Below are 15474 nucleotides of genomic sequence, written 5' to 3'. Positions count from 1 at the left end.
TCAGCCGGGTTCCCGGCGGATCTGCCATCATCGGGGCAGCACATCGCCGCTCCCGACCAGAAGGCACCATGTCCTCCCTTGCGCCCGCGTCCCGCCCCGCCGATGTCCCCCCTCCCGGGGCCGGAGTCAGCTACGTCATGCCGGTCCTCAACGAGGTGCGGTACCTCGAGGCGGCGGTGCGCTCGATCCTCGAGCAGGAGACGTCCGAGCCGTGCGAGGTGGTGCTCGCGCTCGGCCCGTCGAACGACGGGACGACCGAGCTCGCCCGGCGCATCGCCGCCGACGACGATCGTGTCGTCCTCGTCGACAACCCCCGGACGCACATCCCCGTGGGCCTCAACCTGGCGATCCGGGCGAGCAGGTACCCCACGGTCGTCCGCGTGGACGCGCACTCCGTGCTGCCGGAGGGTTACACGCGGCAGGCGCTCGAGACGCTCGCCCGCACCCGCGCGGCGAACGTCGGCGGTGTCATGAAGGCGGAGGGCCTCTCGCCGTTCCAGAGCGCGGTCGCGCGCACGTACACGAGCCGCTTCGGTCTCGGCGGCCCGAGCTACCACGTGGGCGGCGACGAAGGCCCGTCGGAGTCCGCCTACCTCGGCGTGTTCCGCCGCGCGGTGCTCGACGAGGTCGGCCTGTACGACGAGTCTGTGCGGCGCGGTGAGGACTGGGAGCTCAACCTGCGCATCCGTGCAGCGGGCTACACGGTGTGGTTCGACCCGCGCCTCGCCGTGACCTACCGTCCCCGCGAGACGTGGGGCCAGCTCGTCCGCCAGTTCTTCGCGACCGGGTCGTGGCGCGGCGAGCTCGCTCGACGCCTCGGGTCGCGCAACGGGCTGCGCTACTTCGTGCCGCCCGCGCTCGTCGCCTGGCTCGCGCTGACCGTCGTCGTCGGCGCGGTCACGGGCCTCGCGAGCCTCGGCGGCGCGTGGCCCTGGATCAGCGCGGCGCTCGGGGCCGGTGCGGCGCTCTACGTGATCGCGCTGCTCGCGGTCGTCGCGAGCCCTGCAGGCGGACGCACGCTCGGTGACCGGCTCAGGTCTCTCGTCGTCTTCCCGTCCGTGCACCTCGCGTGGGGCGCCGGGTTCTGGAACGGCCTGCTCCGCGGCGCGCACACGACCCACGACACGTCCCGCCTGACCACAGGCGGAACCCCGACCTGATCGGCAAGGCGCCGCCCTGGGCCGGCCGGCTCAGTACGAGGGGTACGCGTAGTACAGCGCGCGCGACTCGGGCCAGGTCCGCTCGAGGACCCCGCGGGTGCCGGCGGGCAGGTTGCCGAGGGTGTTCCCGTCGATGACGGTGATCTTCCCGGGCTTGACCGCGGTGACGAGGCCGACGTGGGTCGCGACCCCCGCCGGCGGGTACGTGTTGAAGAAGACGAGCGCACCGACCTTGGGCTTCGAGCCCGTCTTCATGCGCGACCTGACCGTGTCACGGAACGTGGAGAACTTCGCGATCTTGGGAATGGTCGATCCCCTGCCCGCCGCCGCCGAAGCCCACGACTGGTAGAAGCTGCACCACGCGCCGGTCGAGCCCATCCACGTGTTGAACTTCGTGTGCTGCACGCTCTGCTTCGCGTACTTCTTCCGGTAACCCACGTGGGACCGGGCGGCGGCCACGACTTCTCCCTCGGCCCCGGTCACGGTGGTCACCGTCGCCCGGGCGTGGGCCTTGCTCGAGTAGACGGTGCCGCGGCTGAACCTCTGGACGCACCCCTTGTCGACGAGCCCGCACTTCGGGTCGGCGACCGGGACACCGAGCCTCCCGGTGGGACCACCCTGAGCGCGGTAGGCCGTGAGGATCTTGCCGGCGACGAGCCAGGTACGCACGGTCGAGCCGCGCTCCACGGTGACGAGCATGCCCTTCGCGTACTGACGGTGCTGCACGCGGGTGACCTTCGTGGCCCGGGTCGCCCGAGCCTGGGACCCGGTGAGGGCTGCGACGCCAGCGGCCGGCGCGCCCAGCCGCGCGGAACCGATCACCGCGGCACGCTGTGCGAGCGTCCGCTTCCCCTTCGAGAACGTCACCGTGAGCGCGGGGCTCGCTGCCGCGGTCGCCTTGCTCGTCGCCGCGACGCGCGCACGGTACTGGTAGACGCCGGTAGGACGGACGGACTGGGAGAACGAGCCGGCGCGGCTCGTCGTCGCGGTCGTGTACCTCTTCCATGCGCCGCCTGCCTTGCGGCGCTCGACGACGATCTTGCGGCCGTGCGGCTTCGCGCCGGTGACCTTGCCCGAGAGCCACACCAGCTCACCCTTGCGCACGGACGACTGGCTCGCCTTGAGGGAGACCCGCGACGCCGACCGCGCGGTCGCCTTCGGGGAGGCGACCACCGGGGTGGTGACCACCTCCACGGCGACGCTCGGGGCGGGTGCTGCGTGCGCGGCGCCCGGTACGGCAAGGGTGAGCGCGACGGCGGCGGCCAGGGTCGTGAGTGTGCGGCGAGGTGTCTGCATGTGCTCGCAATCGGGGGTTCGGGGGTGCGGCCAGCGCCGCTCCCGTCGGGGGTGGGGCTCAGTACGAGGGGTAGGCGTAGAAGATGACGCTCGAGGCGCGGATCGTCCGGGTGACGACACCCCGCTTGCCCCAGCCGGCACCCATGTTGCCTTCGATGATCGTGACGTTCTTGCCCTTGCGCGCGACGACGAGCGCGACATGGTTGTCGTCGGCCGGTGGCCGGGTGTCCAGGAACGCGAGCGCGCCGACCTGGGGTGTGCGTCCCGTGGGCATCGTGCGACGCACCTCCGCGCGGAACTTCGTGTAGCTCGTGGCCTGCGGCACGGTGCTGCGGTGGCCGCTCGCTGCGAAGGACCACGACATGAAGATCGAGCACCAGGGCCGGGTCGAGCCCATCCAGGAGTTGAACTTGGTGTGCTGCACCTGCGAGTTGGTCGTTCGTCTGGCGTAGCCCAGCTGCGACGCGGCTGCCGCAGCGACCTCACCGCGTGCCCCGCGCACGCCCGTGCCTGTCGCCTTCTTCTTCGCCGACGACGAGTAGAGGACGCCGCGCGAGAACCGCTGCACGCACCCACCTGACATCAGGCCGCAGCGTGCGTCACCGACGGGGACGCCGTAGCGTCCCTTCGGTCCGCCAGCAGCTCGGTAGGCCGTCAGGATCTTGCCCGCGACGCGCCACGTGCGGGTCTCCTTCGTCGTCCGCGTCTCGACGAGAAGCCCATTCTCGACGGCGCGGTAGCGCACGGCCTTGAGCCCCTTGAGCCTGGTCGCCGTCCGTTGCTTCTTGGTCAGCTTCTTCGTCCCTGAGGTCCAGTCTCCGGCGCGGGAGGCCAGCGCGGCCCGCCGAGCGCCGAGCGTCCGGTCGGAGGTCACGGTCGCGACCTCGCGCACCTGCGACCGGGCCGCCTCTGTCGAGCCCGTCGCCGCCACCTTGGCGCGCACCTGGACCGTCCCGGGCACGCGCAGCGCGACGCTGTAGCGTCCCGTCGCGCTGGTGCGCGCGCTGCCGACCGAGGTCCACGACCCGCCTGTCGCGGGACGGACCTGGACGGTGACCTTCCGGTCGCGGAGGGCCGCTCCCGCTGCGGACACCCTGCCGGTGGCCCACACGGCCTCGTACCTGCGCGCGACGTCGTGGCTCACGCTGAGCGAGAGCGACGTCTCTGCGCGCGAGGCGGTGACCTGCGAGCCGACCGGAGCCGGGCCGTGGGCGGTCGCGACGGCGGCGCCCGCGGGGAGGGAGACGGCGGCCGCGACGAGGGCGGCGAGCGCGCGCCGGACGGTCACGGCCCGTGCACGGGGAGCGGCCGGCGCCGTGACGGCGGGCGGCTCGAGGCGACGGATCATGTCCCTCCCATCGGCGGTGCTGGCAGGTACGGAAGAATGACGGCGGTGCGGGTCGACCATGTCTCAACCATCGGTCGGCAGCTCGTGGGCGGCAACTCCGCACGACGGCGCGCAGGGGCGCTGGACTCTTGCTAGCGTCGTCCGGTGATCTCTCCTCCTCCCGCTCCGACGACGCCGAGCAGCGAGCCCGTCGGGGGCAACCCGGCTGCGTCCGGCCCGGCTGCACCCGGCACGCCCGCGGGTCGAGACCTCGTCCTCGACAACGCCCGCGCGATCCTCATCGTGCTCGTCGTGCTGGGCCATCTCCTGTCGCAGGTACCGGGACCCTTCGCGAAGGTGCTCTCGGTGTGGATCTACAGCTTCCACATGCCGGCCTTCGTCTTCGTCAGCGGCTACCTCGCACGCTCGTACCGCGGGGCTCCCCACCAGGTCGCGCGCATCGTCAGCGGCCTGCTCATCCCGTATGTGATCTTCCAGACGGTCCACGCGCTCATCCGCTTCGTCACGGTCGACGGCGACTTCCCCGTGCAGTACCTCAAGCCGACCTGGACGCTGTGGTTCCTGCTCGCCCTCGCGATGTGGCGTCTCGTCACCCCGGTCCTGCAGATCCTGCGCTGGCCCCTCCTGACCGCGATCCTGCTGGCCGTCCTCATGCCGCTGATGGACAACCTGAACCAGACGATGACGCTCGCGCGCTTCTTCTCGTTCCTGCCGTTCTTCGTCGCGGGGATGGTGGTCAAGCCCCACCACCTCGCGCTCCTGCGCGCACGCACCGCACGTTGGCTCGGTGCAGCGGTCCTCGTCGCGGGCCTGGCCGCGGTCGTCCTGCTGCGTGACGACCTCAGGAAGGGGCTGTTCACGCTCGACCTGAGCTACGACGCCATGGGCCTGTCTCCCGCCGGGGGGATCGCGGTCCGCGTGCTCGTGCTCGCGACCGGGGCCGTCGGGACGGTGGCCGTCCTCGCCCTCGCCCCGGCGACACGACAGTGGTGGACCTTCGTGGGGCAGCAGACGATGTACGTCTACCTCCTCCACGCGGTCCTCATCAACTGCGTGAGGCACCTCGACTGGCCGGACTTCTGGGGAACCGAGCCCTTCGTCGCCGTCGTCCTCCCGCTGATCGCGGTCGCGATGACGCTCCTGCTCGCGTCTCCGCCCGTGGTCGCCGCGACGCGCTGGCTCGTCGAGCCGCCGCTCGTGCACATGCTCGTCGACCCCGACCGGGCCCGCGCCGAGCGTCAGGACGCGAGCGCGCGGCGCAGGTCGGGCTCGAGGTAGATCGTCACGTCCATCCCGGGGAGAGCCGCGCGCACGCGCTTCTCGGCCGCGTCGATCGCGTGGGCCACCTCGGCGGCGGTCTCTGCGGCGTCGACCTCGATCTTCGCCGCGACGAGGATCTCCTCCGGGCCGAGGTGCATCGTGCGCAGGTGGATGACCGAGACGACGCCCTCACCGATGAGCGACGTGCGCACGGCGGTGACGTGCTCAGGCGAGGCTGCCTCGCCCACCAGGAGCGACTTGATCTCCAGCGCGAGCACGACCGCGATGACGATGAGCAGCACGCCGATCGACGCGGTACCCGCTGCGTCCCACAGACCGTTGTCGGTCACGAGCGTCATGCTGACGCCGGCGAGCGCGAGGATCAGGCCCACGAGCGCGCCCAGGTCCTCGAGGAGCACGACAGGCAGCTCGGGCGCCTTCGCCGTCCGGATGAACTGCCACCACGAGCGGTTCCCGCGAACGGTGTTCGACTCGACGATCGCCGTGCGGAACGAGTACGACTCCATGCCGATCGCTGCGACGAGGACGACGACGGGAACCCAGTGCCACGACTCGATCGGGTGCGGGTCGTGCCACTTGTGGTACGCCTCGTACAGGGCGAACAGCCCGCCGAGCGTGAACAGGATGATTGAGACGAGGAACGCGTACACGTAGCGCATGCGCCCATAGCCGAACGGGTGCTCGGGGGTCGCCTCGCGGCGGGCACGCTTGCCGCCGAGCAGCAGCAAGGCTTGGTTGCCGGAGTCGGCGAGCGAGTGCACGGACTCGGCGAGCATCGACGACGAGTGCGTGAGCAGGTACGCGACGAACTTCGTCACGGCGATGCCCAGGTTGGCGGCGAGCGCCGCGATGATCGCCTTGGTTCCTCCACCGTGCGCCACGGTGCCTCCCGACTGACTGTCTCCCGCGCCCGAGCGGCTGCTCGGGCGCGGATCAGTGTAAAGCCGTGACGGCGCACCGCGCGCGGCGGCTCACCAGCCCGGCAAGACGCCGGGCTGGTGAGCACGTCAGAGGGGGCGCGCGTCGTCCTCGAGGAGGACCGGGATGCCATCGCGCACGGGGTACGCGAGCGGGCGCTCGGCGTCCGTCGAGTGCAGCTCAGGCTCACCGCCCGGGCCGACGCCGTCGACGAGCGTCGCGCCCGTCACCGGGCAGCGCAGGATGTCGCGGACCCAGGGCTCGACGGAGAGGGGGGCGGGGGTCTGGGGCTGGTTCATCGTTCCTCCGGTCAGTCCTGCGCGCGCAGGAGCGTCAGCACGTCGTCGCGCACCTTGGTCAGCATGTCCTCGTCAGCCGCCTCGACCACGAACCGGAGCACGGGCTCCGTGTTCGCAGGCCTCAGGTTGAACCACCACTGGGGCATCGAGGCCCAGTGGGAGACGGTGAGGCCGTCGAGCTCGTCGACCTCGACGTCGCCCGCGCCACGCTGGTGCACGTACGCGTCGACCACGCGCTCGCGCGCCCGCGTCATCTGCTCGGGCGTCATCGGCAGGTCGATCGCGTCCGCGCTGTACGGCTCGTACATCTCGGCGAGCGCGGACATCGGGTGGGGCTGGCTGCCGAGGGCCGCGAGCACGTGCAGCGCGGCGAGCATGCCCGTGTCCGCGAAGAAGAAGTCGCGGAAGTAGTAGTGCGCGGAGTGCTCCCCGCCGAACACGGCGTCGTGCGCGGCCATCTCGGCCTTCACGTACGAGTGGCCGACGCGCGTGCGCACGGCCGTGGCACCCGTCGCCGAGACGAGGTCCGGGACGACGCGCGACGTCACGAGGTCGTGGATGACGGTCGCGGTGCGACGCTCCATGCTCTCGCGTGCGACGAGCCGCAGCCCGATGAGCGCGGTGAGCGCAGACGCGCTCACCGGGACGCCGTTCTCGTCGACGACGATGACGCGGTCCGCGTCGGCGTCGAACGCCAGACCGATGTCGGCACCCTCGGCGACGACCTCCTCGCACAGCGCGGCGAGACCGCCCTCGGCCGACGGGTCGTTCACGGGCCGGTCAGGATCCCCGTCGTGCTCGAGCCGCAGCGGCAGCACCTTGATCGGCACCCTCGGCAGGTCAGCCGCGCGACCGAGCACGGCCGGGACCGTCAGGCCCGCCATGCCGTGCCCGGCATCGACGACGACGCGCAACGGCCGGACGTGCTCGACGTCGACGAGCCCGCGCAGGAAGGTCGCATACCCGGTCAGCGTGCTGCGGCGCGTCACGCCGCCCGGCACGTCCGCCGTGGGCACAGGGCCACCCGTGAGAAAACCCTCGGCGGCAGCCTGCAGCTCCTCGAGACCGCTGCCCTGCCCGACGGGACGGGCGCCGGCGCGGCACAGCTTGAAGCCGTTGAGGTCGAGGGGCTCACGGCTCGCCGTGACCATCGTCCCCGGGACCCCCGCCACACCGGACGCGTGGTAGAGCATGTCGGTCGAGCACGGGCCGACGATCTCGACGTCGATCCCCGCGGTCGTCAGCGCAGCCGCGTACGCGTCGGCGAGGCCGGGGCCCGAGCGGCGCATGTCATAGCCGACGACGACGCGCGGCTTCTCGCCGTTCGGCACCTCGGGGAGGACGACGGCCGTCGCGAACGCGGCGCCGAGGGCTGCGGCGACGGTCGCGTCGAGCTGTCCGGGTACGTGGCCGCGGACGTCGTAGGCGTTCACGACGGAGGAGAGGTCTCTCGGCACGCTGCTCACCTGACAACCCTAGCCGCAGCAGGGCGGGTCGCGGTCGCCCGGCGCGAGGTCAGGACTTGCGCCCCGACCGCGCGTGGACGTACTCGTCGGCCACGGCAGCGCCCTCGGTGTCGACCCAGCCGCGCGACTCGCAGTCGTGGCACGAGACGAAGACGACCTCGGATCCGTCCGTCAGACGCAGGGGCACCCGCGTGAGGTCGCGCGAGCCGCACGACACGCAACCGCGTGTGCCGGCAGGGACGGGGGCGGACTGGCTCAGCGAGCCGAGCGGCGCCACGTCGGGGGTCTTGGCGGAGCGCCGGCGTCCGCGCGGGGCGCTCGCACTCTCCGCAGGCCCGCCCGTGGCAGGCCGCTCTCCCGGTGTGCCGCGCGCCATCGAGCTACCGCCCCGCTCAGCCTTCTCCGCGCAGCACGCGAAGGTGCCCCTTGCGGGCGACCTCGCCCACCTGGACGGGCTCCGGCAGCGCCATGTGGCGGCCACGCGGCGACGGCGGCGTGGTCCGGCCTGCCTCACGGACGGCGTCCGCGAGCGCGAGCAGGTCGTCGGGCGAGGGGCCAGCCTCGACGAAGTCGGTCTCGAGCCGCACGACCTCCCAGCCGCGCGGGGCGGTCAACCGCTCCGCGTGCTCGCCGCACAGGTCATAGCTGTGCGGCTCGGCGTTCGTGGCGAGCGGGCCGAGGACCGCGGTCGAGTCGGAGTACACGTACGTCAGCGTCGCCACGGCGGGGCGCAGGCACGCGGTTCGGGAACACTGACGGACGCTTCTCACAATGGTCGATGCTACGTCGTCCTGAGACCCTCTGATGACCTCCCACGCCGCGACGCCCGTACGCGACGCCTATCCTGGAGCCATGCCCGACAGACGCCGCCGCACGCCGCAGGCACCCGAGGGCGACCTCCCGGCCGCGTACAGCTCGGGGTGGCCCAGCCTCCCCGTGCCCCCTGCGGGCGTGCGCCGTCGCGACCGCCGCGGACGCGGCCTGCGCGGCCCCCTCATCCCGCCGCACCTGCCTGCGGCGCGCACCCGGGCCGAGCGGTTCGACGAGCTGGTCCTCGCGACCGTCGAGCGGCTCGAGCGCTCCTGGGCGAAGCAGCTCGTGGGGACCGAGTTCGCGGTCGAGGACGTGCCGCCGTCGGACCCGGCGCCGTGGGAGCACAGCCGCGGTGTGCCGATGGGCCGCTACTTCCCTGCGGACGGGCCGCTCGCGCACCGCATCGTCGTCTACCGGCGCCCGGTCGAGGAGCGTGCCGTCGACCGCGAGGAGATCGCCGAGATCGTGCGGACGGTCGTCGTCGAGCAGGTCGCGCACATGCTCGGGCGCAGCCCCGAGGAGATCGACCCCGGATTCGTCGAAGGTCCCTGAGCGGGGGTCAGTCGAGGCCTGCGCGCAACCCTTCGCGCAGGATGATCTCCGTGCCCGCGCTGCGCAGCGGCGTCGGGCTGAGCGACGCGACGAGACCGTCGACCGTCCCGTCCTGGGCGTCGGCCGTCAGCCGCACCGACCACACGAGACGTGTCGTCGCCCCGGCGACCGGTGCACCCGAGGCGTCGACCTCACGCACGAGCACCGACGCGACGTCGACCCCCGGCAGGGTCGCCCCGACCGGGAGGTCGCGCGTGGCACCGGCAGGCAGCTCGGCGACCTGGTCGTACACCACGTTCCCGGCGCGGTCGAGCGCGACGACCTGCGCACGCACACCAGCCGCGGCGGCGGCGTCCTCGCTGACGGGCGGGGTCGTCGCGTCGAGGCCTGCGACGAGCGCGCCGGGAACCGCGTCGACCGACTCGGGGACCGCGCCGAGGACGACGGTCGGCCGCAGGCCGGAGGGTAGCGCCGCAGCGGCCTGCACCGGGGCCCTGCCCGGGTCCTGGGAGGTGAGCGTCGCGACGTCGTCGCCCTCCGTCCCCGGCGTCCTGGTCGACGCCGCGGCGACGACCGGTGCGTCGGACTCGACGAGGACGTCGTACGAGCCGGCGGGGAGGCCGGCGAGGCTGACGTCGGTGACGGCGCCCGCCTCGAGCGTCGCGTCGTCGGCCCCCGGCAGCAGCACGCGGCCCGCAGGCCCGTAGATCGCGAGGCGCGCCGTCGTCGCCTGCTCGGGTGCGAGCAGCCGGACGACCGGACCGTCGTCGCCGACTGCGGAGCCGGGTGTCACCACGCCTGCGAGCACCTGGCGCGTCGAAGGTTCCGCACCTGCGCCGACGAGGTCGACGCCGAGCGGGCGCACGCCGTCGAGCGCCGACACCTGCAGGTGCGTCGCGACGAGCGCGCCCGACGCGCGGACGTGGACCGCGACACGACGCTGGCCAGCGGCGACTCCCTCGAGGAGGGTCGTCGTCGCGCCGCCGGCCGGGACGGGGAGGATCGCCGGGCCCGCCAGGTCGACGCGTCCGGCCGGGCCGAACACCTCGATCTCGACGGTGGCGGGGGTGCGGGACGGGTTCTGCACGACGAGCCGCGTGCTCGACCCGACCTCCGTGCCGCCCGCGACGAGCCAGTGGTCGATCGCCGGAGCCTGGCAGCCCGTCGCGGCCAGGCCGCGCAGGTCGCCTGCCGCGGTGACCGACGACGCGGTCGCCGCCGTGTGCACCGAGCCGTCGGCGGCCGGGACCGACCAGACCGCGGTACCGCTCGCGACGGCGACGCCGAAGACGGACGCACCCGCGCCCGCGGCGACGGGAGCACCGACCGTTCCCTCGTCGAGCGTGCGCAGGACGGGGTCGGCGATCGTCGTCGGCGGGAGGACGGCGCCCGTGACGAGGGACGTCGTCCCGACGGGTGCCGGGTCGAACCCCGGGTCGGTCGCGGCGTCGGTCGTGACGAGCTGGGTGGGACCGGCGCAGACGAGGGGCGTCGTCGCGGGGACGAGGTCGACGGTGGTCGCCGGCGCGGCCGTCGTCTCCTCCGGGGCGACGAGGCCTGCGCCGTAGGCGACACCCACGGTGAGCCCGACGACGAGCACCCCGGTGAAGCCGCGCAGGACGGCCGCCCCGACGGCTCGACGAGGTGCGGGAGCCTCGGCCCCGCCGGTCGGCTCCACGGGCTCGTCCTGCCCGACGTCCTCGCGCTCGTCGTCGGTCATCGGACCGTCACCTTCCTCCGGACGGGGATCAGCAGCAGGGCGTACACGACGGCGAAACCGACGAGCGTCGCGCGCCACCACCCGCTGCCCGTGGACTCGAAGCGCACGACGAGCCGCCCGTCGGCGTCGGCGGGAAGCTCGAACGCCTGCTCCCACCGATCGCCCTCGACAGGGGTGAGCGGCCTGCCGTCGAGCGTCGCGCGCCACCCCGGGTCGGTGGACTCGGCGAGGACGAGCACGCGGCGTCCCGGCTCGGCCGCCCAGGTCCCGGCGGCGGCCGGCTGGCTGGGCGCGGACAGGTCGACGTCGATCGACGTGCCGTCCGCGGGCACGACCGTGGCAGCGCCCTCGGCGTCGACGACGCGCGCCCACGACACGACCGCGGGCATGCCGTCGGCGGACGGCTGTCCCGCCGAGACGCGCCAGATCGTGCCGTAGTCACCCTCGGCGACCTGCTCGAGGGCCGCCGACGTGCCGAGCGTCGCGACGAGCGACTCGCGCTGCGCAGGCGTCCCGGCCGGGGACACGACGACGGCCGCGACACCGAGGTCGGCGAGCGGGGCAGCCTCCTCGCCAGAGACGCCCACAAGGGCGGCCACGGCCTGGCCGAGCGGCCGCTCGGCGTCGTCGGCATGCAGCGCACGTTCGGTGAGCACGACGGACGACTCGGTCAGGAGGGGGCCGTTGCCGCGCAAGAGCTGGGAGGTGATCTCGTCGCCCGCGTCGAGCACGAGGACCCGTCCGGCTCGGGGCGCGTCCTGGATCTGGCGGCCCACGGCAGGCACGACGTCGCGGTCGAGCACACGCAGCCCATGGCCCGACGACGCCGTGAGGTCGGCGGAGAGCCCGGCGTGAGCGATCGTCGCACCGGAGGCCGCGACGATGGCGGCGACACCGACACCGAGCCCGAGCTGGCGCCAGCCGAACGAGTGCTGCGCAGCACGCACCGTGACGCCGTCGAGCCCGACGAGCGCGGCAGCGCCGAGCGAGAGGAGGACGAGCGAGACCGCTCCCCCGGTCCACGTGCGCACGCCGCCGTCGGCCCCCTGCCCGACGACGAGGAGCCCCGCTGCGGCCGCGGCCGCGAGCGCGAGGGCCGCGACGAGCCACGCGCCACGCACGGCGCGGGCCCGCAGCCCGGACCGGGTCAGCGCGGACACGGCCGCGAGCACCACGAGCGTCCCGACCGCGAACGGCAGCGCGGCGTCGAACCATGCGATCCCCGTCCAGCGAGGGAACCACTCCTCGGCCGGTGCCGGCCACCCGAGGAGCTGTTGCCAGGCGGGGACGGTCGACGACGCCGTCGCGACCCCGGGGTCGGTGAGCAGGACGCGCCAGTGCGCGCGCGGACCCGAGCGCAACAGCTCGGCGACGAGCGGCGCGATCACGAGGAGCACGGGGGCCGCGACGAGCCCGAGGTTGCGTCGGTAGCCGCGCTGGCCTCGGGGTCGGGGCAGGAGGGCCGCCAGGATCAGGAGCGACACGAGCAGCGGGAGCGCGAGGTGCGGCGCCCCACCGACCGCCGCGGCGGCGGCGAGGCCGCCGAGCGCAGCCGCGGGGAGGGAACCGCCCGGTGCGAGCACGACGTCGGCGCCTGCCGCGGCGGGTGCGAGCGGTGCGCGGGCACCGAGCCCGACGCCGCGCAGCGCGCCCCACGCGACCCACGGCAGCGCCACGTGCGCGAGCACCGCGCCGAAGCGACCGTCGACGAGCCCGACCGCGAGGCTCGGGGCCGCGACCCAGGCGAGCGCGGCGACCGTGCGCAGCACGAGGGACTTCGTGGCGGTCCCCGCGGCGAACCAGGCGCCCGTGCCGGCGAGCACGGGCGAGAGCAGGAGCAGGACGTTGACGACGCTCTGCAGGTCGCCGCCGAGCACGTGCGCGACGGCGGTCGCGGGCAGCAAGGTCACGAGGAGGGGGTCGGAGGCGCCCGGCGCGCCCGTCCCGGTCCGGAGCCAGCCGTCGGCGACGTCGTGCCACAGCCCGGAGAGCGACACACCGGCCGGCAGGAGGTTGGCGGACACGAAGCGGCCGCCGTCGGCGAGCGGCCCGATCGCGGGGCCGAGCCACCACACGGTCGCGACGGTGAGCAGGAGGACGGTGCTGACGAGCGCGCCCGTCCGGCGCGCGAGATCGCGGCGTCGCTCGGCGCGGGCGAACGGGTCGGCGGTCATCGCTGCACGGCGGCGTGCGGCCTGCGAGAGGCGACGGTCCCGACGCTCGGAGGCGACGTCGCGCCACGTCGCGCGCAACGGTGTGATCGCGCGGCGAGGGAGGGCCGCGGTGAGACGGGCACGGCGGCGGGACCGGGCGAGGGCGACGGGGCGCAGGACGGAGCGGACTGCCGCGGTGAGCTCTGCGCGAGCCCGGCGCGGACGCTTCGCCGCGAGGTGGGCCATCGCGAGGAACGGTGCGGCGAGGAGGATCGCGAGCATGTGCAGCGGGACGGCTGCGGGCGCAGCGCCGACGAGTCGGTAGTGGAGCGTGGAGCGGCGGCGGGCCCCGAAGGTGCGCTCGGGCTCGGGGACGTGCTCGGGGTCGAGGTCCCGGCGGTCGGTGAGGCTCGCCCGCGCGTGCCGCACGGCCGCCTGGGGGACGACGATCACGCGGCGCCCCGCGAGGCGTGCCCGGCGGCACATCTCGAGCCCGTCGCCGTAGCGCCCGTAGGCGGGGTCGGTACCGCCGAGCGTGCGCCACGCGTCGAGGTTGACGAGGGCACCGGCGAGGCCGACCCCGAGGACGTCCTCGGCTCCGTCGTGCTGGCCCTGGTCGACCTCGCCGTCCTCGATGCCGGTCATCCGCTCGCCGGTCGGCGAGGTGGTCAGGCCCACCTCGAGGAGCCGGGTGGGGTTGTCGAGGTCTCGCTGCTTGGCTCCTGCGATGACGACGGACGGCTTGTTCTCGACCGCGCGGACGAGGGCGTCGAGCGCGCCGGGCTCGGGCGGCGAGTCGTCGTGCAGCAACCAGAGCCAGCCGTCCAGCGCCATGTCGGGAGCGGGCGCGTGCTGTGCGGGGCTGGGGCGTCGCTGGCGTCGACCGGTGTCGGGGACGGGGACGCCCGTGAGGTGCGCGATCGCGGCGGAGACCGCCTCGCCGAACGTGTCGGCGTCGGGCGCGTGCAGTGCGGTGACTGCGACGGTGTCGGGCCCGAGCCGGTCGGGCAGCTCTGCCCGGTCCTTCTCGCGGGGCGCGACGTCGACGACGACGACTCGGCGCGGAGCGAGCGTCGACGACCCCACCGCGGCAAGCGTGGTCGGGAGGAAGGGGGTGGCGCCTCGGGTCACGACGATCGCGGTGACGTCGATGGTCGGGACCTGGGTCGAGGGGTGCGGCGTGGGGTGGGTCATCCTGCGGTCATCCTGCGCCCTGCTGCTCGCAGCAGCGTGGACGTGCAGGTCACACGACCTGGCGCTTGAGCTTGCGACGCTCGCGCTCGGACAGCCCGCCCCAGATGCCGAAGCGCTCGTCGTTCTCGAGTGCGTAGGAGAGGCACTCGGCGCGCACCTCGCACCCGGTGCAGACCTTCTTGGCCTCGCGGGTCGAGCCGCCCTTCTCGGGGAAGAACGCCTCGGGGTCGGTCTGGGCGCACAGGGCACGCTCCTGCCAGCCCATCACCGCCTCGTCGGTGTCTCCACCGAAGAGCGGGAGGACGGCGCCGGCGGGTTCCGGGCGCCGCGATGCGTCAGAGGGGAAAGGCCCCTCGTCATCGAGCAGGTTCCACATGGGTGCGCCCCTCATCGTTCGCCTAGTTGCACTAGGGAAATTACACGCGTGTCATCCACCGAAGTCAAGCCGGTGTGTGTTAGCGGGACCCTCTCGTAGGCTCGGACCATGAGCCCCACGACGCCCTCCGACGTCCTCACCCTCCTCCAGCGCGAACCCGGCCGACCGCGCCTGACCTGGTACGGCGACGGCCCGGAACGCATCGAGCTCTCGGGCGCGGTGCTCGCCAACTGGGTCGCCAAGACGACCAACCTGCTCGTCGAAGAGCTCGACTCCGCCGCCGGCGAGACGGTCGTCCTCGACCTGCCCGCCCACTGGCGCACGCTCGTGTGGGCGCTCGCGACGTGGGGCACGGGTGCGACCGTGCGCCTCTCCCCCGCCGGAGAGCCGCAGCCCGGCACCGCAGCGGGCGCCCGCGCGCTCGTCACGACCCGCCCGGCCGCATGGGTCGACGCAGACGCGGTCCCCCCGGGCACGGACGTCGTCGCCGTCGCACTGCCGGGGCTCGCCCGGTCCTTCGGCGCCCCGCTCCCGGCGGGCACCCTCGACGCCGCCGCTGACACGATGACCTACGGCGACGTCGTCGGGTACGTCCCGCCGACCGACCCGGACGCCGACGCTCTCGTGGCCGACGACGCGCCCGCGATCACCCACGCGGACCTCGTCACGTGGGCCGCCTCCGGGACCAGCGCGCCCGCCGGGGCGCGAGCGCTCCTGCGAGCAGACGCCGGAGTCGCCCCGACACTGCGGACCGCGCTCGGGGTGTGGGGGCAGGACGGCTCGGTCGTCCTCCTCGGCGCAGAGGCGTCCGAACGGCACTCCTCCGAGGACGCGCTCGCGCGGCTCGTCGCGAGCGAGCGCATCACCGCTGCGTGAGGTGCCGCCCGCAGCACGTCAG

General features: G+C 73.8%; 14 protein-coding genes. 4 read left to right on the top strand and 10 right to left on the bottom strand.

All coding sequences use genetic code 11. The features are described from left to right. Nucleotides 1–68: 68 nt before the first annotated feature. On the top strand, nt 69–1160 hold the full coding sequence (locus AC4F3Q_RS10610) for a glycosyltransferase family 2 protein (protein ID WP_491039932.1): 1092 nt from the start codon (nt 69–71) through the stop codon (nt 1158–1160). 30 nt (nt 1161–1190) lie between these two features. On the opposite strand, the gene AC4F3Q_RS10605 is transcribed toward AC4F3Q_RS10610, so the two are convergent. Next, nucleotides 1191–2456, bottom strand: a complete 1266-nt coding sequence (locus AC4F3Q_RS10605) for a CHAP domain-containing protein (protein ID WP_491039931.1) — start codon at nt 2454–2456, stop codon at nt 1191–1193. 58 nt (nt 2457–2514) lie between these two features. Then, nucleotides 2515–3804, bottom strand: a complete 1290-nt coding sequence (locus AC4F3Q_RS10600; protein ID WP_491039930.1) for a hypothetical protein — start codon at nt 3802–3804, stop codon at nt 2515–2517. A gap of 144 nt (nt 3805–3948) precedes the next feature. On the opposite strand from AC4F3Q_RS10600, the gene AC4F3Q_RS10595 reads away from it, so the two are divergent. Beyond that, a complete protein-coding gene (locus tag AC4F3Q_RS10595) occupies nt 3949–5082 on the top strand; it encodes an acyltransferase family protein (protein WP_491039929.1) in 1134 nt (377 codons plus the stop codon). On the opposite strand, the gene AC4F3Q_RS10590 is transcribed toward AC4F3Q_RS10595, so the two are convergent. The 5 genes from AC4F3Q_RS10590 to AC4F3Q_RS10570 all read right to left on the bottom strand — a co-directional run bounded on the left by AC4F3Q_RS10590 (nt 5043) and on the right by AC4F3Q_RS10570 (nt 8538). Next, entirely contained in the window at nt 5043–5966 is a 924-nt protein-coding gene (locus tag AC4F3Q_RS10590; protein ID WP_491039928.1) for a cation diffusion facilitator family transporter, read from the bottom strand. The two genes, AC4F3Q_RS10595 and AC4F3Q_RS10590, sit on opposite strands and share 40 nt — an antisense overlap. 126 nt (nt 5967–6092) lie before the next feature. After that, entirely contained in the window at nt 6093–6302 is a 210-nt protein-coding gene (locus tag AC4F3Q_RS10585; protein ID WP_491039927.1) for a Trm112 family protein, read from the bottom strand. 11 nt (nt 6303–6313) lie between these two features. After that, on the bottom strand, nt 6314–7768 hold the full coding sequence (locus AC4F3Q_RS10580) for a phosphohexomutase domain-containing protein (RefSeq protein WP_491039926.1): 1455 nt from the start codon (nt 7766–7768) through the stop codon (nt 6314–6316). A 49-nt stretch (nt 7769–7817) separates the two neighbouring features. Next, entirely contained in the window at nt 7818–8144 is a 327-nt protein-coding gene (locus AC4F3Q_RS10575) for a hypothetical protein (protein WP_491039925.1), read from the bottom strand. Nucleotides 8145–8160: 16 nt separating this feature from the next. Continuing rightward, nucleotides 8161–8538 (bottom strand): DUF3499 domain-containing protein, encoded by a 378-nt coding sequence (locus AC4F3Q_RS10570; RefSeq protein WP_168447792.1) that lies wholly within the window; start codon nt 8536–8538, stop codon nt 8161–8163. 82 nt (nt 8539–8620) lie between these two features. On the opposite strand from AC4F3Q_RS10570, the gene AC4F3Q_RS10565 reads away from it, so the two are divergent. Beyond that, nucleotides 8621–9133 carry a metallopeptidase family protein gene (locus tag AC4F3Q_RS10565; RefSeq protein WP_168447791.1) on the top strand — a complete coding sequence of 171 codons (513 nt, stop codon included), beginning with the start codon at nt 8621–8623 and terminating at the stop codon, nt 9131–9133. A gap of 7 nt (nt 9134–9140) precedes the next feature. Here the strand turns inward: AC4F3Q_RS10565 and AC4F3Q_RS10560 are convergent, their stop codons facing one another. Genes AC4F3Q_RS10560 through AC4F3Q_RS10550 form a run of 3 tightly spaced genes read right to left on the bottom strand, consistent with a single transcriptional unit; the run spans nt 9141 to nt 14576 of the window. Continuing rightward, nucleotides 9141–10853, bottom strand: a complete 1713-nt coding sequence (locus AC4F3Q_RS10560; protein WP_491039924.1) for a DUF5719 family protein — start codon at nt 10851–10853, stop codon at nt 9141–9143. Then, complete coding sequence (locus AC4F3Q_RS10555) at nt 10850–14200, bottom strand: glycosyltransferase (protein ID WP_491039923.1); 3351 nt, start codon at nt 14198–14200, stop codon at nt 10850–10852. Before AC4F3Q_RS10555 ends, AC4F3Q_RS10560 begins: the two co-directional genes overlap by 4 nt. A gap of 49 nt (nt 14201–14249) precedes the next feature. Further along, nucleotides 14250–14576, bottom strand: coding sequence for a WhiB family transcriptional regulator (locus AC4F3Q_RS10550; protein WP_286189564.1), 327 nt, complete (start codon nt 14574–14576; stop codon nt 14250–14252). Between the two features lie 108 nt (nt 14577–14684). On the opposite strand from AC4F3Q_RS10550, the gene AC4F3Q_RS10545 reads away from it, so the two are divergent. After that, nucleotides 14685–15452 carry a TIGR03089 family protein gene (locus AC4F3Q_RS10545; protein ID WP_491039922.1) on the top strand — a complete coding sequence of 256 codons (768 nt, stop codon included), beginning with the start codon at nt 14685–14687 and terminating at the stop codon, nt 15450–15452. The last annotated feature ends 22 nt before the right edge of the window (nt 15453–15474 follow it).

The sequence above is a fragment of the Flavimobilis sp. BM9 genome (assembly GCF_058313055.1).
Note: the sequence above shows the minus strand (reverse complement) of the source record. Positions and strands in the feature narration are given on the sequence as shown.

What these genes read in the sequence shown, in the direction of transcription:
- AC4F3Q_RS10610 (WP_491039932.1), top strand. Translation starts at nt 69, where the DNA reads ATGTCCTCCCTTGCGCCCGCGTCCCGCCCCGCCGATGTCCCCCCTCCC.
- AC4F3Q_RS10605 (WP_491039931.1), bottom strand. Translation starts at nt 2,456, where the DNA reads ATGCAGACACCTCGCCGCACACTCACGACCCTGGCCGCCGCCGTCGCG.
- AC4F3Q_RS10600 (WP_491039930.1), bottom strand. Translation starts at nt 3,804, where the DNA reads ATGATCCGTCGCCTCGAGCCGCCCGCCGTCACGGCGCCGGCCGCTCCC.
- AC4F3Q_RS10585 (WP_491039927.1), bottom strand. Translation starts at nt 6,302, where the DNA reads ATGAACCAGCCCCAGACCCCCGCCCCCCTCTCCGTCGAGCCCTGGGTC.
- AC4F3Q_RS10575 (WP_491039925.1), bottom strand. Translation starts at nt 8,144, where the DNA reads ATGGCGCGCGGCACACCGGGAGAGCGGCCTGCCACGGGCGGGCCTGCG.
- AC4F3Q_RS10565 (WP_168447791.1), top strand. Translation starts at nt 8,621, where the DNA reads ATGCCCGACAGACGCCGCCGCACGCCGCAGGCACCCGAGGGCGACCTC.
- AC4F3Q_RS10560 (WP_491039924.1), bottom strand. Translation starts at nt 10,853, where the DNA reads ATGACCGACGACGAGCGCGAGGACGTCGGGCAGGACGAGCCCGTGGAG.
- AC4F3Q_RS10555 (WP_491039923.1), bottom strand. Translation starts at nt 14,200, where the DNA reads ATGACCCACCCCACGCCGCACCCCTCGACCCAGGTCCCGACCATCGAC.
- AC4F3Q_RS10550 (WP_286189564.1), bottom strand. Translation starts at nt 14,576, where the DNA reads ATGTGGAACCTGCTCGATGACGAGGGGCCTTTCCCCTCTGACGCATCG.
- AC4F3Q_RS10545 (WP_491039922.1), top strand. Translation starts at nt 14,685, where the DNA reads ATGAGCCCCACGACGCCCTCCGACGTCCTCACCCTCCTCCAGCGCGAA.